This window comes from Variovorax sp. OV700 (assembly GCF_900099805.1).
Lineage (GTDB): Bacteria > Pseudomonadota > Gammaproteobacteria > Burkholderiales > Burkholderiaceae_C > Variovorax.
On record NZ_FNDR01000004.1, the window covers coordinates 214,864 to 236,273 of the forward strand.

19 protein-coding genes are annotated in these 21,410 nt (G+C 64.9%); 8 read left to right on the forward strand and 11 right to left on the reverse strand.

Features of this window, described 5'->3' with window-relative positions:
• Positions 1-57: 57 nt before the first annotated feature.
• Both BLR24_RS10920 and BLR24_RS10925 read right to left on the reverse strand, forming a co-directional pair.
• Positions 58-1,281, reverse strand: a complete 1,224-nt coding sequence (locus tag BLR24_RS10920) for an RtcB family protein (RefSeq protein WP_093016691.1) — start codon at positions 1,279-1,281, stop codon at positions 58-60.
• Positions 1,282-1,869: 588 nt separating this feature from the next.
• Positions 1,870-3,423 carry a vWA domain-containing protein gene (locus tag BLR24_RS10925; protein WP_093016693.1) on the reverse strand — a complete coding sequence of 518 codons (1,554 nt, stop codon included), beginning with the start codon at positions 3,421-3,423 and terminating at the stop codon, positions 1,870-1,872.
• A gap of 216 nt (positions 3,424-3,639) precedes the next feature.
• Here BLR24_RS10925 and rtcR point away from each other — a divergent pair, with 216 nt between their 5' ends.
• The 4 genes from rtcR to BLR24_RS10945 all read left to right on the forward strand — a co-directional run bounded on the left by rtcR (position 3,640) and on the right by BLR24_RS10945 (position 7,469).
• Entirely contained in the window at positions 3,640-5,274 is a 1,635-nt protein-coding gene (rtcR, locus tag BLR24_RS10930; RefSeq protein WP_093016695.1) for an RNA repair transcriptional activator RtcR, read from the forward strand.
• A 23-nt stretch (positions 5,275-5,297) separates the two neighbouring features.
• Positions 5,298-6,131, forward strand: coding sequence for an alpha/beta hydrolase (locus tag BLR24_RS10935; RefSeq protein WP_093016697.1), 834 nt, complete (start codon positions 5,298-5,300; stop codon positions 6,129-6,131).
• Positions 6,128-7,075: a bifunctional Delta(1)-pyrroline-2-carboxylate/Delta(1)-piperideine-2-carboxylate reductase gene (locus BLR24_RS10940; protein WP_093016699.1), complete on the forward strand. Its 948-nt coding sequence runs from the start codon at positions 6,128-6,130 to the stop codon at positions 7,073-7,075. Before BLR24_RS10935 ends, BLR24_RS10940 begins: the two co-directional genes overlap by 4 nt.
• Positions 7,076-7,217: 142 nt before the next feature.
• Positions 7,218-7,469 (forward strand): hypothetical protein, encoded by a 252-nt coding sequence (locus tag BLR24_RS10945; protein ID WP_093017333.1) that lies wholly within the window; start codon positions 7,218-7,220, stop codon positions 7,467-7,469.
• A 24-nt stretch (positions 7,470-7,493) separates the two neighbouring features.
• On the opposite strand, the gene BLR24_RS10950 is transcribed toward BLR24_RS10945, so the two are convergent.
• The 3 genes from BLR24_RS10950 to BLR24_RS10960 are packed head-to-tail and all read right to left on the reverse strand — an operon-like array spanning position 7,494 to position 11,171.
• Positions 7,494-9,308 carry a cytochrome c biogenesis protein DipZ gene (locus BLR24_RS10950; protein ID WP_093016701.1) on the reverse strand — a complete coding sequence of 605 codons (1,815 nt, stop codon included), beginning with the start codon at positions 9,306-9,308 and terminating at the stop codon, positions 7,494-7,496.
• A 27-nt stretch (positions 9,309-9,335) separates the two neighbouring features.
• On the reverse strand, positions 9,336-10,721 hold the full coding sequence (locus tag BLR24_RS10955; RefSeq protein ID WP_093016703.1) for an ATP-binding protein: 1,386 nt from the start codon (positions 10,719-10,721) through the stop codon (positions 9,336-9,338).
• 30 nt (positions 10,722-10,751) lie between these two features.
• Positions 10,752-11,171: an organic hydroperoxide resistance protein gene (locus BLR24_RS10960; RefSeq protein WP_093016705.1), complete on the reverse strand. Its 420-nt coding sequence runs from the start codon at positions 11,169-11,171 to the stop codon at positions 10,752-10,754.
• A 325-nt stretch (positions 11,172-11,496) separates the two neighbouring features.
• On the opposite strand from BLR24_RS10960, the gene BLR24_RS10965 reads away from it, so the two are divergent.
• Both BLR24_RS10965 and BLR24_RS10970 read left to right on the forward strand, forming a co-directional pair.
• Entirely contained in the window at positions 11,497-12,525 is a 1,029-nt protein-coding gene (locus BLR24_RS10965) for an alpha/beta fold hydrolase (protein WP_093017335.1), read from the forward strand.
• A 90-nt stretch (positions 12,526-12,615) separates the two neighbouring features.
• Entirely contained in the window at positions 12,616-13,356 is a 741-nt protein-coding gene (locus BLR24_RS10970) for a response regulator (protein ID WP_093016707.1), read from the forward strand.
• A gap of 87 nt (positions 13,357-13,443) precedes the next feature.
• Here the strand turns inward: BLR24_RS10970 and BLR24_RS10975 are convergent, their stop codons facing one another.
• From BLR24_RS10975 to BLR24_RS10990, 4 genes are all read right to left on the reverse strand, one after another.
• A complete protein-coding gene (locus tag BLR24_RS10975) occupies positions 13,444-14,028 on the reverse strand; it encodes a thioredoxin family protein (RefSeq protein ID WP_093017336.1) in 585 nt (194 codons plus the stop codon).
• A gap of 196 nt (positions 14,029-14,224) precedes the next feature.
• Positions 14,225-15,430 (reverse strand): 3-oxoadipyl-CoA thiolase, encoded by a 1,206-nt coding sequence (gene pcaF / locus BLR24_RS10980; protein ID WP_093016709.1) that lies wholly within the window; start codon positions 15,428-15,430, stop codon positions 14,225-14,227.
• 42 nt (positions 15,431-15,472) lie between these two features.
• Entirely contained in the window at positions 15,473-16,129 is a 657-nt protein-coding gene (locus BLR24_RS10985) for a 3-oxoacid CoA-transferase subunit B (RefSeq protein ID WP_093016711.1), read from the reverse strand.
• On the reverse strand, positions 16,126-16,827 hold the full coding sequence (locus tag BLR24_RS10990; protein ID WP_093016712.1) for a 3-oxoacid CoA-transferase subunit A: 702 nt from the start codon (positions 16,825-16,827) through the stop codon (positions 16,126-16,128). Before BLR24_RS10990 ends, BLR24_RS10985 begins: the two co-directional genes overlap by 4 nt.
• Positions 16,828-16,967: 140 nt before the next feature.
• Between BLR24_RS10990 and BLR24_RS10995 the strand changes: the two genes are divergently transcribed.
• Entirely contained in the window at positions 16,968-17,753 is a 786-nt protein-coding gene (locus tag BLR24_RS10995) for an IclR family transcriptional regulator domain-containing protein (protein ID WP_093017338.1), read from the forward strand.
• Positions 17,754-17,855: 102 nt separating this feature from the next.
• Here the strand turns inward: BLR24_RS10995 and BLR24_RS11000 are convergent, their stop codons facing one another.
• Complete coding sequence (locus tag BLR24_RS11000; RefSeq protein ID WP_093016714.1) at positions 17,856-18,872, reverse strand: Bug family tripartite tricarboxylate transporter substrate binding protein; 1,017 nt, start codon at positions 18,870-18,872, stop codon at positions 17,856-17,858.
• Between the two features lie 133 nt (positions 18,873-19,005).
• The gene (locus tag BLR24_RS11005) at positions 19,006-19,755 is read right to left on the reverse strand and encodes a response regulator transcription factor (RefSeq protein WP_093016716.1); all 750 of its coding nucleotides are present in this window, start codon (positions 19,753-19,755) and stop codon (positions 19,006-19,008) included.
• 696 nt (positions 19,756-20,451) lie between these two features.
• On the opposite strand from BLR24_RS11005, the gene BLR24_RS11010 reads away from it, so the two are divergent.
• A complete protein-coding gene (locus BLR24_RS11010; RefSeq protein WP_093016718.1) occupies positions 20,452-21,408 on the forward strand; it encodes an NAD-dependent epimerase/dehydratase family protein in 957 nt (318 codons plus the stop codon).
• Positions 21,409-21,410 lie beyond the last annotated feature (2 nt).

A 21,410-nucleotide genomic window follows, 5' to 3' on the forward strand; every position in this document is an offset into this window, starting at 1 on the left:
CACCTGTTTATTTGCTTGGCTGACGGCTCCTTTTCAAGCCGTTCAACCGCTGCGTCATCACCCCTTCACACACACCACCTGCTTGAGCGTGTACACCACCTCCACCAGGTCCTTCTGCGCTTCCATCACCGCGTCGATGTCCTTGTAGGCCATCGGAATCTCGTCGATCACGTCGGCGTCCTTGCGGCATTCCACGCCTTCGGTGGCGGCGATCTGGTCGGCGATGGTGAAGAGCTTCTTCGCCTTGGTGCGGCTCATGACTCGGCCCGCGCCGTGGCTGCAGCTCATGAAGCTCTCGGGGTTGCCCTTTCCGCGCACGATGTAGCTCTTGGCACCCATGCTGCCGGGAATGATCCCGAGTTCGCCGGCCTTGGCGCTCACCGCGCCCTTGCGCGTGACGAGCACGTCTTCGCCGAAATGCGTTTCGCGGCTCACGTAGTTGTGGTGGCAGTTCACTGCTTCCACATGCGCCTCGAAAGGCTTGGTGATGATCTTGCGCGCGGCCGCGACCACGCGCTGCATCATCACTTCGCGGTTGGCACGCGCGAACTTCTGGGCCCAGCCCACGGCACGCACGTAGTCGCCGAAGTACTTGGCGCCTTCTTCGAAGTACGCCAGGTCCTGATCGGGCAGGTTGCGCTGGTGCAGCTCAGCGTCCTTCTTCGCGAGTTCGATGAAGTGCGTGCCGATGGCATTCCCCACGCCACGCGAACCTGAGTGCAGCATGAACCACACGGCGCCCGCTTCGTCGAGGCACACCTCGATGAAGTGGTTGCCGGTACCCAGCGTTCCCAGGTGCTTGTGGTTGTTGGTGTTCTTGATGCGCGGGTAGTCCTCGCAAATCAGGTCGAACTCGTCCACCAGCGTGGCCCAGGCCGCATCGGTTTCATCGGGCGGCGTTTCCCACGAGCCCTTGTCGCGGCCCATGCGCTTGGGGTTGCTTCCGTGCGGCACGGCCTTTTCGATGGCCGAGCGCAGCGGGCCCAGGTTGTCGGGCAGATCGTTGGCATGCAGCGTGGTCTTGCACGCCATCATTCCGCAGCCGATGTCCACGCCCACCGCGGCCGGGATGATGGCCTTGAAGGTCGGGATCACCGAGCCCACGGTCGCGCCGATGCCGTAGTGCACGTCGGGCATGGCCGCGATGTGCTTGAACACGATGGGCAGGCGCGCGGCGTTCTCGAGCTGCTTTTGCGCTTCGTCTTCCACGGGCACGCCGTTCGTCCACATCTTCACGGGGACGCCGTTGGCGACTTGGTGCAGTTTGTAGTTCTGTTCCATTTTTTTCTCTCTCTATCTATTCTTCACGACTGTCTGATTCAAGCGCTGGATTCGATATCCGCACTTGTCAAAAAAAAGGTGACGAGGAGCGACGGGTTGTTAACTGAGCTATCTGCCAAAGCAGACCGGGGGCTGAACCCGGGACCTTCATGGCCAAGGCCATGGCGCTCTATCCTGTAAACCCGCCTGCATTCACCTCAAAACAAAAAGCAGCGACAAAAATCGGCGAAACAGTCGTGCTCTACCACTGAGCTACGGTCTTGCGACCGGCGGGATTCGAACCCGCGACCCCGAGCGTTGAAGGCTGTAGTTCCGCCAGCATTCGCTGCAAAAAACAGTGCGACAAGGATGGCAAGACGTAGACCACGCCGGAGACCGGCGCCGGGAGTCGAACCCTGGTCGCACCAGATGTAGTCCTGCCTGCATTCGCACAAAAACTCATTCATTCATCCCCGTTCGGCGACCAACAATCGATGCGAGGAAGAACATTTTTTCGATGTACTCGCATCTGCATTCGCCGAACGACGACGTTCAATTCATTTCGGATCGGGCACCGCAGGCCGAGGCCGCGGGCCCTCTCGCTTTCTCTCAGATCGAAGTCTCTTCGATCACACCCACCCAGTGCTCGGCGCCCAGGCCACCCGCGGCATACACCGCCAGCAGTTTGAACACTTCGTCGCTGAAGCCGCCGATGTTCAGCACATCGGCCTGCTCCTGCGCCTGTGCGGTCGCATAGGGCTGGATGTCGATGCACACCATCCGCGCCTTCGGGTTGCGTTGCTTGAACGCAGCCCACTCCTGCATGGTCGCGGTTCCGCGGCCTCGTGCAGGGTCGGCCCACGATTCGTTGTCCGACACCAGCACCACCAGATCGGCCTGCGCCTTCTCCTTGTTCAGCAGCGCCAGCGGCGCGCTGCACGAGGTTCCGCCACCACCCACCGCCGCCAGCTTGGCCGCATTGGTCATCACCGAATCACGCGGATTCAGCTTAAGCGGCACCACCTTCGTCTCGAAGGGCAGCACACGCGCATCCGCATTTCGGCGCAGCACGGCGGCGGCCACCAGAGCGGCCACGTCGATGCAGCGCACCGCCGAAGTCGCCGAACCGCGGTGGCCCGTCACGGGCGAGCTCATCGAGCCCGACACGTCGGGGCACACCACCACGCGGCCCTCGAATGCCGGCACGTTGGCCAGCGCGAGTTCCATCGCGTCCTGCAGCGCTTCCTTCACCACGTGCGGCACCTCGGCGCCGGTTGCGGTGAAGGCCGCCATCAGCTGGTACGGCAGCACGCGCGCCTTGGCCACCGCCTGCGGGTCACGCAGCTTGGCCGCCACCGCCGCCGCGAGGCCCGGCAGCTCGAACACGCCGTGGCGCGCAAAGGTGTTCAGGTTCTGGCGCACCATCTGCCACGATCCACGCTGCGCGATCTGCGCCCAGGCCTGGGCGTTCAGTTCCAGCGCAGTCAGCATCTGGAATGGCACGTCGGGCACCGGTTGCGTACGGTCGCGCTTGAAGCATTCGAAAGCCTGCGTCACCGGAGGCAGCGCCTCCAGCGCATACGGACGATCGATCAGCCATGCGAACCACGCGGCGCGCCAGGCTTCGGCGGGCTTGGGGTGAACCATCTTCACCACGTCGGCCAGCGACGGCGTGTTGCCCACGGATGCGTTCAGCAGCTGCGCCTCGGACGCCTCGAGCAGCCATTGCTGCACGAGCTTCTTCGGTCGCGTACCGAGCGACTTGCGGCCCACCGCGCCGGAACGCAGCATCTGCACGAAGTTGCGCAGCATCTTGCCGTTGTCCACCACGCGGGGGAACACCTTGCCGAGCAGCGTCACGTCGCGCACAGCCAGCGTGGCGGCCAGCAGCGCGGGCATGTCCTTCATGTGGCCGGCGCGGCGGGCATACACGGCCGTCTTGGCCACGAACACCGGATCGACTTCGCGGGCCAGGGACAGCACGGTATCGAGCTGGTCCTGCGCTTGTGCGTAGAAAGTGTTGTTCAGGCAACCGGTGGCCGCGAGCTGCGCCAGCTGGTGCTTGGGCGACAGCGAATAAGCCACGCCGCCCGCTTCGTTGAGCGCGTTGCCCGCAGGCAGTTGCGCGCCGCGGCGGGTCTTGAAAAGCTGAAGGTTTGCCATGGTGACTTCTCCTCGTGGTTCTCTTTTTTCGTTTTCGTGTTTGGGTATGCACTCCTTATTGCAACGGGTGTGCCAAGTACCGGCCACTAAACGCAGCGGGCATTCAAACCCTTGATTTAAAAAGAGATTTTTTGATCAAGGACAGACTGCATCGAATTTCGGATGCATTTTTTATCCGATGTTCTTATAATTTTGGATAGTCTTTTATCCAAACCAATGAAGAAACCCACAGTAGTCATCGGCTTCCTCGGCACCCAGCTCGATGCCGGACAAGGCACCGGCCGCTGGGAGAAGTGGCGCCCCACCGTCTCTCTCGCCCAGCACGACGACATGGTCGTCTCGCGCATGGAGCTGCTCTACACGCTCAAGCACAAGGCGCTCGCCGAGGTGGTCAGGGCGGACATCGCCACCGTGTCGCCCGAGACGCAGGTCAACCTCGTTCCCGTCGACTTGGAGGACCCCTGGGATTTCGGCGAGGTCTACACCCGCCTCTACGACTGGGCGCGCGCCTATTCTTTCGACACCGAGCGCGAGCAGTACTGGGCGCATATCACCACCGGCACGCACGTGGCGCAGATCTGCATGTTCCTGCTGGCCGAATCGCGCGTTGTTCCGGGCGTGCTTGCGCAAACCTCGCCGCCCAAGCGGCAGCGCGCGGGCAATCCGGGCGAGATCGCGCTGATCGATCTCGACCTGTCGCGCTACGACGCCATCGCGCGGCGCTTCGATGCCGAGCAGCGCGATGCGGTCGCCTTCCTGAAGAGCGGCATCGCCACGCGCAACGCTCGCTTCAATGCGCTCATCGACGAAATCGAGCGCGTGGCTGTGCGCTCGCGGGCGCCGATATTGCTGGTGGGTCCGACCGGCGCGGGCAAGTCATTCCTGGCGCGGCGCATGTTCGAGCTCAAGCAGGCGCGCCACCAGATGACTGGACCGTTCGTGGAAGTGAACTGCGCCACGCTCCGCGGCGACGGTGCAGCATCCACGCTGTTTGGCCACAAGAAGGGCGCGTTCACCGGCGCAGCGGGCGAGCGCGCGGGCCTGCTGCGCACGGCGCACCAGGGCGCGCTCTTTCTCGACGAGATCGGCGAACTCGGGCTCGACGAACAAGCGATGCTGCTCAAGGCCATCGAGGAAAAGCGCTTCTTCCCGGTCGGCGCCGACAAGGAAGTGGAAAGCGACTTCCAGCTCATTGCCGGCACCAACCGCGATCTGCGCAGCGACGTGGCGGGCGGACGTTTTCGCGAAGACCTGTTCGCGCGCATCAACCTCTGGACCTACGACCTGCCCGGCCTCGCAAAGCGACCCGAAGACATCGAACCAAACATCGACCACCTCTTGGCCATCCACGCGAGCGAAAGTCATCGCGTGGTGCGCTTCAACGCCGAAGCGCGCGCGGCCTACCTGCGTTTTGCGCAGAGCGGCGAGGCGCTGTGGTGCGGCAACTTTCGCGACCTCTCGGCCAGCGTGACGCGGCTGGCCACGCTGGCGGACGGCGGCCGCATTCCGGTGGCGCTGGTCGAGGCGGAGATCGCGCGGCTGCGCTGGCTGTGGAACCGCGAAAGCCCGGTGAAGCGGGGCAATGGCGCCGCCGAGGTCGACCTCGACGCCCTGCTCGGCGACGAACGCGCGGCCGCGCTCGACCTGTTCGACCGGCTGCAGCTCGAAGCGGTGGTGCACGTGTGCCGCGAATCGCGCAGCCTGTCGGACGCTGGGCGGCAGCTCTTTCAAGCTTCCCGCGCGCAGCGCAGCGTGGTGAACGACGCGGACCGGCTGCGCAAGTACCTGGCGAAACACGGGCTCGAATGGAGCCGCATCGCCGCGGGCCGACTGCGCTATCCTCCGCGCTGATGGCGACATCTGCATAACACCCGATGAACTGGAAGCCGGCGCTGTTCGCCCTGCCCCTGTTCCTCACCGGCTGCGTCCAGTCGATGTTCTATTACCCCGATCGGGTGCGCTATGAAACGCCCAAGGCACTCGGGCTGCGCTACGAGGCGGTGCAGTTCCAGAGCATCGACGGCACACGCCTCAGCGGCTGGTTCATTCCAGCGATGAATCGCCCGAGCCCGAAGGAAGCCAAGGGCACCGTGGTGCATTTCCACGGCAATGCGCAGAACATGACGTCGCACTGGCGCTTCGTGGCCTGGCTGCCCATGCAGGACTTCAACGTGTTCGTGTTCGACTACCGGGGCTATGGCCAATCCGAAGGCAAACCAGAGCCCAAGGGTGTGTTCGAGGATTCCGGCGCCGCACTGAACCACGTGCGCTCGCGTGCCGATGTCGACCCCCAGCGCCTCTTTGTCTTCGGCCAGAGCCTGGGCGGCACCAATGCCGTTGCGGTGGTCGGTTCGGGCAACCGGGCCGGCGTGAAGGCGGCGGCCATCGAATCGACTTTCTATTCGTATTCGTCGATTGCCAACGAAAAACTCCCGGGCGCCGGACTGCTGGTGAACGATGACTACGCGGCATCGAAATACATTGCCGCCATTTCGCCCATTCCGCTGCTGCTGATCCATGGCACCGAGGACCCGGTGATTCCGCACTCGCATTCGCGGCGCCTGCTGGATGCCGCGCGCGAGCCCAAGCGCTTGCTCGAAGTGGCCGGCGCCGGCCACCTCGAGCCGATGACCGAGCGCTTCGGCACCACGTACCAGCGCGCGCTGGTCGAATTCTTCGACGCCTCGCTGCGTCCACGGCAACCATGAAGCACTTCGACGAAATCGCCACGCGCGAGCCGCTGGCCTTTGCACGCCTCGTGCCCGCGCTGCGCGCCGCCTTCGCGGCCGAGGCGCATGTGCCGCCGCGCCATGTGCACAACGTTGAGATGGCCGGCGGCGACAAGGGCACCGTGCTAATCATGCCCGCGTGGAGCGACGCGGGGTTTCTGGGCATCAAGACCATCAACGTCTTCCCGGGCAACAACGCGCGCGGCCTGCCCGGCCTGCATGCCATCTATGTGCTGTATGACGCGCGCACCGGCGTTCCGCTGGCGATGATGGACGGCAACGAGCTCACGGCGCGCCGCACGGCCGCCGCGTCGGCTCTGGGCGCCTCGTTCCTGGCACGGACGGATGCGCGCCGCCTGCTGGTGCTGGGCACCGGCCGCATCGCGCGGCTGCTGCCCGCCGCGCATGCCAGCGTGCGCCCCATCGACGAGGTGCGTGTGTGGAACCATCGGCCCGAAGGCGCCGAAGCGTTGGCCGCGCAATGGCGCGCCGAGGGATTCAACGCGCAGGCGACCACGGATCTCGAGGCGGCCGTGCGCCGGGCCGACATCGTGAGCTGCGCCACCCTGGCCACCACGCCGCTGGTGCGCGGTGAATGGCTCGCACCGGGCTCGCACCTGGATCTTATCGGCAGCTTCACTCCCGGCATGCGCGAAGCCGACGCGCGCTGCTTCGAGGGTGCGCGCACCTTCATCGACACTGCCGAGGCGCTGCAGAAGGCCGGCGAACTGCTCGATGCCATCGCAGCCGGCACGCTGCGCGCCGATGCGGTGCAGGGCACGCTGGCCGCACTCTGCCGGGGCGAACGAAGCGGCCGCACGGGCAGCGAGGAGCGCACCGTGTTCAAGGCCGTGGGCAGCGCGCTCGAAGACCTGACAGCCGCCACGCTGGTCTGGCAGCACGCCGGATCGCCCTCTCCCTAAGGCTTAAGGACTAGAAAGCGGTCGCTGGCCGTCCGGGGAGATAGCCTTTTGCTGACACGCGCATACGTCATGCGGCTGATGGCACGGCTTTTGCGCTGAAGCTAACCTGATGCTCACGTCAAGAGATCCAGAGGCCAGCCGCATGCTCACCATTTTTCAGAAAGCCACCATCCTCAGCAAAGCTGGTTTCGAGGTGCCCGCCTGCCCGGCCGTTGACACGTCGACATCCCCGACCAGCGCCGTTTCCCAGAAGATGCAGGAGTGGGGCAAAGCGATCGAAACCATGTATGTGACCTACGTTGCGGCCCGTGCGGCCAAGAGCCTGCGAGATGCCGAAGAGTCCCGACAGACCGATATGTTGCGCCGGCTTTCGCTGAACGCCTGGGCCGCGTGACCTCAGCCTCACGCCTTCAGAGGTTCAGCCGAAGGTGAACGCATAGGCCTGCGCGCCGGCATCCAGAAACTCGATTTCGAACAAGCGCTCCTTCGCGCCAGCCGCCTGGCGTACCAGCTGATACAGCTTCTGCGCGTCGATTACTCCGTAGCCCTGCGCGTCGGTGTCCGAGCCGTGGTCCCCGAGCGGCGGCTTTCCGTCGACCCGCACCCTGAAGCGCACTGGCTTGCCATTGGCCGCGGGCCCGAGCACCAGATGCAAGTCGCGCGCCTGGAAGCGATAGGCGATTCGACCGCCGGCACCGTTCAGCACGGCACGTTCGGCCTCCACCGTCCAGTCGCCGGCCAGCGCCCACTGGTTGGTGCGCAGTAGGGAAGAAGCGGGCTGATAGACCTTCGCATGGTCCCGCACGATGCCGCCGGGCGATGCAAAACCGTGCGCCCGCTCGTGGCCCAGGTAGGTCTCGCCGGACAGCGCAGGCTCCGTGCCTGGCGCGGCCTGGGTGCCCTGCCCCAGCGGCGCCACCAGCCCGGCGATGCGGGTCTTCTGCCCCGCCTCGGCCAGCAGCTGCTGGATGACCAGCTCGGCCTTGTCGTAGCGGTTCTCGCCGAACTGGTGATGGCGGATGCGCCCCTCGGCATCGATGAAGTAGAACGCGGGCCAGGCGCGGTTGTCGAACCCGCGCCAGATGGCCAATTCGTTGTCCATGGCCACCGGGAAGTCGATACCCAGGTCCTTGGTTGCCTTGCGCACGTTGGCCGAGCGCTTCTCGAACGCGAACTCCGGCGTGTGCACGCCGATGACCACCAGGCCGGCATCCCGGTACTTCTCGGCCCAGGCGCGAACATAGGGCAGCGTGCGCAGGCAGTTGATGCACGAATAAGTCCAGAAGTCGACCAGCACCACCTTGCCGCGCAACGCCGCCGGCGTCAGTGGCGCGGTGTTGATCCATTCGGTGGCGCCGGCAAGTGAAGGAAAGTTGCCTTCGACCTTGAGAGCACGCGCGGGCACCGGGGCCGGGCGGTCTTCCTTTTCCGACACGCGCACGAGGCCCGTGTCTTCCCGCAACGCGACCGGTTCAGCCAACGATTCGCGCGAAGGCTGCGGTGTGTCTTTCTTGATTTTTTCCACCAGCGCCTGCTCGAGCTGCGACGTGGTGCCCACCGACAGGCGTGCGAGCAGCCCGGTATCCAGCCCCAGCGCAATGGCGCCCACGCCCACCAGCACGGCAGCGCCCGCTGCGCGCCGCACCCATTCGCCCGTATGCAGCGAGCGCTTCATGGCCGCGAACAACCGCCCGCCGAAGAGCAGCGCGGCCGCCAGCGAGGTGCAGGCACCGGCAGCGTAGGCGAGCAGCAGCAGCGAAGTACCCACGCTCGCGCCATTGAGCGCCGCGCCGGTCAGGATCAGGCCGAGGATCGGGCCCGCGCACGGCGCCCACAGCAGGCCCGTGCCCACGCCCAGCAACAGCGGCGAGAACACCGAGGCAGTGGCCGCGCCCGCTTGGCCGCGCGGCTCGGACAAGCGCAGCCCCAACGCCACCAGCGGCCGGCTCATGCGATCGGCGACGGCCGGAAACAGCAGCGTCGCGCCGAACAGCGCGAGCATTGCCAGGGCGGCGTAGCGCCCATACTCGTTGAGCGTCACGATCCAGCCGCCGCCCACCGCGGCCAGCGTGGCCACGGCGGCAAAGGCCAGCGCCATGCCCAGCAGCATGGGCAGGCCGTGCGAGCGAAACGGGCGGTCGGCGCGCGCAAACACGAAAGGCAGCACCGGCAGGATGCAGGGGCTCAGGATAGTGAGCACCCCGCCCAGGTAGGCAACGAGGAGGATGAGCATGATGTCGGTCGTCTGGGATGGATGGATTCAGCGAGCGGGCGCGGTGGCGAGCGCGAGCCGCGCCTCCAACCCGCCTTCGGGTCGGTTGTGCAGCGTGAGCTCGGCGCCCATGGCCATGGCTAGTTGGTGCGCAATGGCAAGGCCAAGCCCAGTGCCGCCGGTGCTGCGGTTGCGCGAACTCTCGACGCGGTAGAAGGGCTTGAGCACCGCCTCCAGCTCATCGGGCGGAATGCCCGGACCGTTGTCGAGCACGCTCAGCACCAGCTGGCCGCCTTCGGCATGGACGCGCAGGCGCACGTCGCTGCCGAACTTCAGCGCGTTGTCGATCAGATTCATCAAGATCCTGCGCAGCGCGTTGGGTCGGCTCACGATGGGCGCGCCGGCCTTGCCTTCGAGCCGAACCGGCTGGCCCACGTCTTCGTAGTCGGCCACCATGCTTTCGAGCAGTGCGTCGGCATCCATGCGCAGGGGCGGCTCGGTCGCGCCGTGGAGCGTGCGCGCATAGGTCACGCCTTCGCGCACCAGCGAGTGCATGGCGTCGAGGTCCTGGCGGAACTTCTCGCGGTCGTGCTCGTTGTCCATCAAGTCGGTACGCAGCCGCATGCGCGTGATGGGCGTCTGCAGGTCGTGCGAAATGGCCGCGAGAATCTCGACCCGCTCGGCTATGTAGCCCGCAATGCGCTGCTGCATGGCGTTGAAGGCGCGCGCCGCATGCGCTACTTCGGTCGGGCCTTCTTCAGCGAGCGCCTGGGCCTTCATGTCGGGCCCCAGGTCGTCGGCCGCGGCGGACAGCTGCGCGAGGGGCCGCGTGACCAGCCGAACCGCATACCAGGCGCAAACGGCCAGCACCAGCAGCTGAACGACCAGCACCCACATGACCCAGCCCGACACCGGCATGCCCACGCGCATGGCATGAACCACCACCGAAGAACCGTCGCTCAGGCGCACCTGGATCTGCAGGCCCTCGGGGGGCCAGGCCACCTCGCCGACCTTGACGATTTCGAACGGGCGCATTGCATCGACGATGGCCGCGGCAAACTCCTGCGAAGGCTGCGAGCCGGGCTCCGCTCCCTCTGCGCTACCGCCCAGCACGAAGCGGTAGTTGCGCCGCGCCAGCCGGTCGAGCCAGGCGGCGCGTTCCGCCGCGGGCAGGCGGTCGAGGATGGCGACCGAGCTTGCAATGTCGCGCTCGATGCCGATCATCATCAGCTCGCGAAGCGCCAGGTTCCGCTCGTAGCGGATGGCGGCGAAGGTAAGAAGCTGCGCAACGGCCAGGCCCACCACGATGATCAGCGTCACGCGGTAGAACAGCGAACCGGGCAGCATCCGGCGCCAGCCCCGGGCGGCCATGCCCCGACCGGCGGCACTTGCGGCACCAGACGGGTTCGCGGAAGGATTTGCAGGAGTGGACATGCGCACCTCTTGTTTATGAATACCGCTGTCTCACACCAGGTGGATGGCAACGTCGATGTTGCCCCGGGTGGCCTTGGAGTATGGGCAGGTCTGATGCGCCGCGTCGGTCAGTGCCTTTGCCACTTCGCGGTCGAGGCCCGGCAGGCTCACATTGAGGCGCGCCTGCAGAAAATACTCGGTGCCCGCCACGCCCAGATCGACTTCGGCATCGACGGCCAGGTCGGGCGGCAACGTGACCTTCATCTTGCCGGCCGCCTTGCCCATCGCACCGATGAAGCAGGCCGACCAGCCCGCTGCAAACAGCTGCTCGGGATTGGTGCCGCTGCCCGCGCTGCCGGGCGATGAAAGCTTGATGTCGAGCCGGCCGTCGGAGCTGCGCGCTTCGCCGTCGCGGCCTCCCGAAGAGGTATGGGTCTTGCCGGTGTAGAGAACTTTTTCGATACGGGACATGGTGATTCCTTGGGAGTAGTTGGCTGAAAACGGACGGATTGTTGAGCCGCCTCTCCCCTGCCAACGCACTTTGCGTATGCCCGTGTATCCGCGCGATAAATCCACACACTACGTTTCATCGCGGAGCATCTGCAGCATCCTGGCGCCCTCGAGCATCGCGGCCCGCATGGCTTTCATGCGTCCGCTTTGTATGCCTGTGTATCTCCGGCCGCAGAAGTACACGCGCATACAAGAACACCCATTTCTCGACACATGGCAAATACATGCCGCGAATCCAATGGCGCATCCATTCATCCAGCAAACAACCAACGCCAAGGAAACGCACATGTCGAATGAAGCAGTCAACCGCCAACGCCGATTTCTCCTCGGAGGCGCCATTGCCGGCGTTGCCGCCGCGGAGCTGGCATTCATGGGTGCGGCCCACGCGGCCCCCACGCGGGCGGGCAAGCCGCAGCAGCTCGGCCCCATCAAGCAGATCAAGGCCGGCGAACTCGACGTCGGCTACTACGAAGCTGGCCCCGCCGACGGCATCCCGGTGCTGCTGATGCATGGCTACCCCTACGACATCCACAGCTATGCCGACGTGGCGCCGCTGCTTGCCGCGCGCGGCTGCCGCGTGATCGTGCCGCACCTGCGCGGCCACGGCAGCACGCGCTTTCTGGACAGCGGCAACCCCCGCTCGGCCCAGCAATCGGCCGTGGCGCTGGACCAGATTGCGCTGCTCGACGCATTGAACATCGACCGCGCCGTGATGGTCGGCTACGACTGGGGTGCGCGCACCGCCTGCATCATTGCAGCGCTCTGGCCGGAGCGCTGCCTGGGCCTGCTCTCGGTGAACGGCTACATCATGACCAACCTGCCGGGCAACAAGCTGCCGCTGCCGGCCAAGGCGGAACACGGCTGGTGGTACCAGTACTACTTTGCAACCGAGCGCGGCCGCCTCGGCCTGGAGGCCAACCGGCGCGACATCGCGCGCATCCTGTGGACCACCAATTCGCCCAAGTGGGCCTATGACGACGCCACCTTCGAGCGCACCGCCGCATCGTTCGACAACTCGGACTACGTGCAGATCGTGATTCACAACTACCGCTGGCGCCTGAGCCTCGCGGACGGCTTCCCCAAGTACGCCGAGCTGGAAAATCGGCTTGCCACCTTGCCGACCATTGGCGTGCCGACCATCACCATGGACGGCGATTCGGACGGCGTGGTGCCCGCAACCGATGGAAAGGGCTATGCCGCCAAGTTCACCGGCCCTCGTTCGCATTTGATCGTGAATGCCGGCCACAACGTGCCGCAGGAAGCGCCCGAGGCGTTTGCCGACGCGGTATGGAAGCTTGCATCCGCGCGGCACTGAGCTCCAACCAAACCGGGCGGGCGCGCAACATAATGTCGCGCGCGCCCTGCCAGGTACGCTGCCCGCGCCCCATCTTTTCCGCTCGATGCCATGACGCCAAAGACTTCGGACCACATCCTCATCGTCGACGACGACCGGGAAATTCGCGAGCTGCTCACGACCTACCTGGTGAAGAACGGCTTGCGGGTGGTTGCGGTGCCCACCGGCCGGCACATGCGTGCGGCGCTGGAGGAATCGGGCCCGTTCGATTTGATCATCCTCGACCTGATGCTGCCCGGCGAAGACGGGCTCACGCTCTGCCGCGACCTGCGCACCGGCAAGTACAAGGCAACACCCATCCTCATGCTGACCGCGCGCAGCGAGGAAGCCGACCGCATCCTGGGCCTTGAAATGGGTGCCGACGACTACCTGGCCAAGCCGTTTTCCGCGCGCGAGCTGCTCGCGCGCATTCGCGCCGTGATGCGCCGCACGCGCATGCTGCCGCCGAACATGGGCGCCATCGAACCTGCGCAAAAACTGGGGTTCGGCGAATGGCAGGTCGACACGGTGGCCCGCCACCTGATCGACGACAGCGGCGTGATGGTGGCGCTGAGCGGCGCCGAGTACCGGCTGCTGCGCGTGTTCCTCGACCACCCGCAAAAGGTGCTGAGCCGCGACCAGCTGCTGAGCCTCACCCAGGGCCGCGAAGCCGAGCTCTTCGAGCGCTCGATCGACCTGCTGGTGAGCCGGCTGCGCCAGCGCCTGCGCGACGATGCGCGCGAGCCCCGCTACATCAAGACCGTGCGCAGCGAAGGCTACGTCCTCGCTTCGGCCGTTGAGGCGCGGGACTGACCGACGTGACGCACTGGCAGCTGGTCGGGTTGCGCACCTCGTGCGCCACACCGCCGGCAAAAAACAGCAGCCCGAACCAGAGCTTCTTCATTTCGGGCCGCTCGGCGCATTGGCAGCGGTTGCGTTCGAAGGCTCCGCAAGCAGCGCCTGGATCTTCTTCTCTGTGGTGCCGTAGCTGCCTTCGCCAAGGTGCGAATAGACGATGCGTCCCTGTTTGTCGATCAGGTACACCGCGGGCCAATACTGGTTGTTGAAGGCCTTCCAGGTGCCGTAGCTGTTGTCTTGCGCCACTGCGTGCTTGATCTGCAGGCGCTGGATGGCGTCCTTCACGTTCTTCGTCGATTTCTCGAACGCGAACTCCGGCGTGTGCACGCCCACCACGGTCAGGCCTTTGTCCTTGTACTTCTCGTGCCACTCCTTCACGTGCGGCAGGTGGTTGAGGCAGTTGATGCAGGTGTAGGTCCAGAAGTCGACCAGCACCACCTGGCCGCGCAGGTCTTCGAGCTTGAGCGGCGGCGAGTTGAGCCAGGTGTCGATGTTCTGGAACTCCGGCGCAGGGCGCGCCACGCCCGCGGGCGAGTCACCGCCCATCGGCGGCGCGGCAAAAGTCAATGCAGCCACCGACGCGGCAATGGCCGCGCCAATGGCAATGCGGGAGAGCTTCATGGTGATTTCCTCGGTGCGATGCGCAACACGCGCTGGTGGATGACGGGCGGATTGTTTTCCGCCCGTCGAGCCCCTGGCGCACATTACGTATGCCTCTGTGTCGAGGCTGGAAATCGACACACTACGTTGCACGAGGCGGGTGTACGCGCCCCGTCTCCATCGAGCCAATCGGCCGGGCAGCAGGCTGCGCCCGGCGCGGTTCTCAGACCCGTTCCAGGATCACCGCAATGCCCTGACCCACGCCGATGCACATCGTGCACAGCGCGTAGCGGCCGCCGCCCTTGTGCAGCTGGTTGACCGCTGTGGTGGCCAGGCGCGCACCGCTGGCGCCGAGCGGGTGGCCAAGCGCAATGGCGCCGCCGTTGATGTTGACGCGCGGGTCGTTGTCCTGCAGGCCCAGCAGGCGCAGCACGGCAAGACCTTGCGCCGCGAAGGCTTCGTTGAGTTCGATCACGTCGATCTGGTCGATGGTGAGGCCGGTGAGGGCCAACACCTTCTGCGTGGCGGGCGCGGGGCCGATGCCCATTACGCGCGGCGCCACGCCGGCGGTGGCCATGCCGACCACGCGGGCGCGCGGCGTCAAGCCATGCTTGGCGGCGCTGGCTTCGTCGGCCAGCAGCAGTGCGCAGGCGCCGTCGTTCACGCCGCTGGCGTTGCCCGCCGTCACGGTGCCATCGGGACGCACCACGCCCTTGAGCCTGGCAAGCGACTCCATGCTGGTTTCGCGCGGGTGCTCGTCCTTGTTGACGATGATGGCGTCGCCCTTTTTCTGGGGCACGCTCACGGGCACGATCTCGGCGTCGAAGAAGCCGGACTTCTGCGATGCCACGGCGCGCAGCTGCGAGTTGAGCGCCATCAGGTCTTGGGCTTCACGCTCGATCTTGTAGTCGGTGGCCACGTTCTCGGCCGTCTCGGGCATCGAGTCGACGCCGTACTGCGCCTTCATGAGCTTGTTGACGAAGCGCCATCCGATGGTGGTGTCGTACACCGCGTTGTTGCGGCTGAAGGCGCTCTCGGCCTTGGGCATGACGAAGGGCGCGCGGCTCATGCTTTCGACGCCGCCAGCGATCATGAGGCCGGCTTCGCCGGCGCGGATGGCGCGGGCAGCCGTGCCCACCGCGTCGAGGCCGGAACCGCACAGGCGGTTGATGGTGGCGCCGCCCAGTTCGAGCGGCAGGCCCGCCAGCAGCGCCGACATGCGCGCCACGTTGCGGTTGTCTTCGCCGGCCTGGTTGGCGCAGCCGTAGAGCACGTCGCCCACGGCTTGCCAGTCGACGTTCTTGTTGCGTTCCATGAGTGCGCGCAGCGGCACGGCGCCGAGGTCGTCGGCACGCACACTGCTGAGCGAGCCGCCGTAGCGGCCGAAGGGGGTGCGGACTGCGTCGCAGATGAATGCTTGGTTGGTCATGGTGTGTCTCGTTGGAAGTGAATCGAACTCGGGAGTCCGCTTTTATGCGGCAATCGGCAATCCCACGAGCTTCTCGAGCTCCTCGCGGCTGAGCCCTTCGACCAGGTCGACGAGCTTCAAGCCTTCTGGCGTGCATTCGAGCGTGGCGAGGTCGGAGTACACGCGCTTGACGCAGCGGATGCCGGTGAGCGGATAGGTGCATTCCTTCACCAGTTTGCTCACGCCCTGCTTGGTGAGCAAGTCCATCATCACCCACGTCTGCTTGGCGCCGATGGCAAGGTCCATGGCACCTCCGACGGCGGGAATGGCGTCTTTCTCGCCGGTGTGCCAGTTGGCAAGGTCGCCCGTGCCCGACACCTGGAATGCGCCGAGCACGCAGATGTCGAGGTGCCCGCCGCGCATCATCGCGAAGCTGTCGGAGTGGTGAAAGAACGAGCCGCCCGGCAGCAGCGTGACGGGCTGCTTGCCGGCGTTGATGAGATCGTAGTCTTCTTCACCGGTGGCGGGCGCAGGGCCCATGCCGAGAATGCCGTTCTCGCTCTGCAGGATGACCTCGCGGCCTTTCGGCAGGTGGTTGGCCACCAGCGTGGGCTGGCCGATGCCCAGGTTGACGACGGCGCCGTCGAAGATGTCCTGCGCCACGCGGGCGGCGAGCTGGTCCTTGGTGCGACGTGTGTAGGTAGTGCTGCTCATGGTCATGCTGCCTTCTTGAAACCGCCGGCCTGGGTGGCGACGCGTTCGACGCGCACCACCTGGTGCACGAAGATGCCCGGAGTCACGATGGTCTCGGGGTCGAGGGTGCCGAGCTCGGCAATGTCGTGCACGGTGGCGATGGTCTTCTTCGAGGCCATGGCCATCACCGGGCCGAAGTTGCGTGCGGCCTTGCGGTAAACCAGGTTGCCCCAGCGGTCGCCGCGCTCGGCCTTGATGAGCGCCACGTCGCCATTGATGGGGTACTCGAGCACGTACTGCACGCCATCGATCTCGCGGGTTTCGCGGTTGCCCGCGAGCTGCGTGCCGTAGCCTGTGGGGCAGTAGAAGGCGCCAATGCCCGCGCCCGCGGCGCGAATGCGCTCGGCCAGGTTGCCCTGGGGCACGAGTTCGAGTTCGATCTTGCCGCTGCGGTAGAGCCCGTCGAACACCTGGCTGTCGGCCTGGCGCGGAAAGCTGCAGATGATCTTGCGCACACGCCCGGCCTTGAGCAGCGCGGCAAGGCCGGTTTCGCCGTTGCCGGCGTTGTTGTTGACCACAGTGAGATCCTTGGCGCCCTGCTCGACGAGACCGTCGATGAGTTCGCCGGGAATGCCGGCGGTGCCAAAGCCGCCGATGAGAACCGTGGCGCCGTCTTGGATGCCCGCAAGGGCATCGGCGACCGAGCGCGCGATCTTGTTGATCATGAAGCCTGTCTCCGGGAGTTGAAAAAGAAATCGAACCCTGCGAACAAACCGCCAAACAATCGCCCGATTCTGCGAACCGCAAAATTGTTCGTCTAAAGAACATTTGTTCGTATAATGAATTCTAAAGACGAATGATCGATATGGCAACCCACACGACACCACCCGACACACCAGCCCCCGGCGACAGCTATGTGCAGTCGTTTGCGCGCGGCCTCCAGGTGATCCGTTCTTTCAGCGCAAGCGCGCCACGGCAGACGCTGAGCGAGGTGGCGGTCGCCAGCGGGCTCACGCGGGCCGGCGCGCGGCGCATCCTGCTCACGCTGCAGACGCTCGGCTACGTCGTGACCGACGGCAAGCTCTTCACGCTCACGCCGCGCATCCTCGATCTGGGCTTTGCCTATCTCTCTTCGATGCCGATATGGAACCGCGCCGAGCCGGTGATGGAAGCGCTGGTGCAGGAGGTGCAGGAGTCTTGCTCGGCCGCCGTGCTGGACGCGACCGACATCGTCTATGTGATGCGCGTGCCGACGCAGAAGATCATGCGCATCAGCCTGGGCGTGGGCTCGCGGCTGCCGGCGTACTGCACGTCGCTCGGCCGCCTGCTGCTGGCCGACCTGGACGACGACGAAGTGCGCGCGCGGCTCGAAGCCTCGGAGCGCACAGCACTCACCAAGCACACGGTGACCGACGTCGACGCACTGATGGCCAAGGTGGCGCAGGCGCGCAAACAGCAGTGGTGCCTGGTGAACCAGGAGCTGGAAGAAGGCCTGATTTCAGTGGCCGCGCCCATCGTGAACCGCCAGGGCCGCATGGTGGCCGCGCTCAACATCACCGGGCAGGCCAACCGCACCAACGCCAAGGTGATGCAGGAGACGATGCTGCCGGCGCTAGTGGATGCTGCGAAAAAAATTTCGCGGTTGCTGTAATCGGAGCGATCCAATCCAGCGCACCCGCGGAACCGGCTTTGCCGGGCCGCTGGGTGCGCCCCCCCAGTGGGGGGAGGCGCCGAAGGCGCTTCGGGGGGCGTCCTAAACCTCGGAGTGGATGCCCTTCATGATGATCACGCCGCCCAGCCGCGCGGTATCGGCGCGCATGCGCTTGGCTAACGCGTCGGGCGTGCCAGGCTGCGCCTGCCAGCCGGTCTTCAGCAGCGCCTCGCTCACCTCGGGCGAGCCCATCGCCTCGACCAGCGCGGCATTGAGCTTGGCAATGGCGGCCGGCTTCATGGCCGCGGGGGCGGCCAGCGCAGTCCAGATCTCCAGGTCGGCGCCGCGCACGTCGGCGTCGCGGATCGTGGGCAGTTCGTTGGCCAGCGGGCTGCGCTCAGGCGACGTCACGCCAATGGCCTTGATCTTGCCGGACTTCACATGCGGCATGGCCAGGCCGGGCGGCAGCAGCGCCAATTGGATCTCGCCCGCCAGCAGGCCGGCGATCACCTGAGGATTGCCCGTATAGGGCTTGTGCTGGGCCGTGATGGCGGCGCGGCTCTTGATGAGTTCCATGCCCAGGTGGCCCACGGTTCCCACGCCGGGCGTGCCGTACTTGCCGTTGCTGCCGAGGTTGCGCGTCCACAACAGCAGGTCGGCCGCGGTCTTGCCCGTGGCATTACCGGAAACCACCAGCACGAGCGGCGCGGTGCCAATCAGGCCGACCGGTGCAAAGTCTCTTTCCGGGTCGAAACCGAGCTTGGGATTGAGCAGCTTCGCAATGGTGAGGTTGCCGTTGATCAGTGCGCCGATGGTGTGGTCGTCGGCGGCCTTGGCCACCTGGTCGGCCACCAGATTGCCGCTGGCACCGGGTTTGTTCTCGACCGTGACCGGCTGGCGCAGGATCTTCGACAGCGGCTCCGCGATGGCACGGGCTGCGAGGTCGGGCGAGGCCCCGGCGGGAAAGCCCACCAGGATGCGAACGGGCTTGGTCGGCCATGCGGCGTCGCCGCCTGCAGCACTGGCGCCGGTGCGCTGTGCCCATGAGCCCGGTGCAAAAAGCGATGCGGCAACTGCTGCTGCGCCGCCTTCGAGCAGGCGGCGTTTGGTGATCTTCAAGATGACTCCAGAGAGGGAAAAACGAGGACGCTGTTTTCGTTGTACTTACATAACGTTACATGAGGATGCTGCGTTGCGCAAGTGGGCGACCGTGGTTCAAGCGCCGCCTCGCTGGGCGAGAGCTCGCCGGGTCTTAGTTGAGGAGCCCCAGCCGCGTCGCCTGGTGAACCGCCTGCGTGCGCGACTTGACGGACAACTTGCGGTAGATGTTCTTGGCGTGGAACTCGATCGTGTTGACGGAAAGGTACACCGCTTCGGCGATCTCTCGGTTGGTCCAGCCTTGAGCGATGAACCGGAGCACTTTCAGTTCGCGCGGCGACAGCAACGGGGCTTCGGCTCGCGGTTTCGCGCCAGCCGGTGAGGTCTGATCAATGCCCGGTTTCGAACGCGCCGAGGCGGCAATCGATCCAAGCATCCGGCGCGCGATGCGTGAGTCCATTGGCGCACCGCCGCGTTCGATGGAACGCAGCAGGAACGCAATTGCGGCATCGTCGGCTCCAGTCAGCAAGTAACCTATGGCACCGGCGGAAATGGCAGAACTCACGAGATCGTCATCGTCGGTTTCGGACATGGCCACCGTCTCGATGTGCGGGCAAGTCTGCTGCACATGAAGAATCAGCGACAAACCGTCGCAGGCTGGCTCAGACAGGCCGACGAACATCAATGTAAACGCCCGACCGGCCAACATTTCGAAGGCTTGCGCCCTGGTGAACGCCATTGCCACGCACGCGGCTGGCGCCACCGCGGCGAGGATGTCTCGCATTCGATCGGACACGCTCCGGTTGCCTTCGACGATGAGAACGGCACCATGCCTGGCCGCGTCGACCGGCCTGACCGCTTCACACCACCGGAAGGTAGCGGCATCGACAAGCAGCGCGCTCATCGCCCACCCCGCGCCAGGCATTGGATGGTGTTCGCGGACACGCGATGGATGGCGAAGATCGGGTTGGGCACGAGCACCTCCTCTCGGCTGCACTTGGCAGGCCTCGGTTGACTTTTGTCTTAAACATCGCAGGAACGATGCCTAGTCAACACCCGTGATCGGCCATTTGGTCCTCAAGGCATGTAGAACTTTGATTTCATTGAGAAATCGTGTCCTGGCAAGGTGCATTCGCCACCTTTCCAGAGGCCTTCCGGGGCGTTCTGTTACGTATTCGCATCTGACTTTGTTACGTAGCGCGGCGGCCGTTTTCGAGCGTCGGGAAGGGCATGCAGCGGTTGAGCATCCGACCTTCTGCGACGACTAACTGCGTGTCTCCATTCAGTTTTTTAGATCCAAAGGAGCAGACATGCACCTTCGCTTCTGGCCGCTGATTGATAACTACGGAAACCAGTGATGTTCACGGAGGCGCCGGATTCTTAGTATCGGTTGCACTGCGTAACTTAATGAATCCGTCTTACATACCTTATGTAACAGGCCCTTGCGGGTTCTGAAGCTTCAGGGGTCCGGGACAGCAGAAAGGAACGCAAATGGATTACTTGGATTTCCCCCGCTCTGGCCGGCAAATCCAGTAATAACAACAGCTTATCGAGTGCGGCCGGCCTCCAGCGCACTCTCACGATGAGGATCGCTTCGTCCATGAATTCTTTAAACGGGACAAAAGTCTTGGTGCTGGGTGGACGGGGCTTTCTCGGACGCAACCTCATTGATCTGCTTTTGCGCGATGGTGCGTCCGTCAGAACCTTCGACCGTCCGACTTCTTCCTCTGCCGATCGTTGCGCTTTCGCCGGAAAAGTCGAGGAATTCGAGGGGAACTTCATCGACGGGCAGGGTCTACCAGCGGCGCTCGACAAGGTCGATCTGGTCTACCACCTCATCAGCACCACAGTCCCGAGTGGTTCGAACGCCGATCCGATCGGCGATGTGAACAGCAATCTCGCCGGAACCTTGCGCCTGCTCAAGGCGATGTCGACCGCAGGCGTCAACCGCCTCGTCTATGCGTCCTCGGGCGGAACGGTCTACGGAAATCCTTGCGTGCTCCCAGTTCCGGAATGGCATGCGCTCCAACCGATCAGTTCCTACGGCGTGGTCAAGGTCGCCATCGAGAACTATCTCCACCTGCATTCCGAACTCAACGGCCTCAAGGCCAACGTGCTCCGGATATCGAACCCTTATGGAATGCACCAGAGGCGCATTGGCGCCCAGGGCGTGATCGCGACCTTTCTCCACAAGCTGATGAATTCGGAGCCTATCGAGATCTGGGGCGACGGTTCGGCCGTTCGGGACTACATTTATGTCGCCGACGTCGCCCGAGCACTGCTTCTTGCAGGATGCAACCAGAAATCGGGGACCTTCAACATCGGCAGCGGCATCGGCCATAGCCTCAATGAGGTGCTTCGCATCCTGTGCGAGCAGACAGGCCTGGAAACCGAGGTCCGGTACTTGCCGCATCGAAAATTCGATGTCACGCAAACGTTTCTCGACATCGAACGCGCCCGGGAGGAACTCGGCTGGAACCCCTTCTACACACTGGAAGAGGGCTGCGCCCGTTTCTGCCAACTGATGGAGCGGGCTCGCGAGCCGGCGCTTCTCTGAGC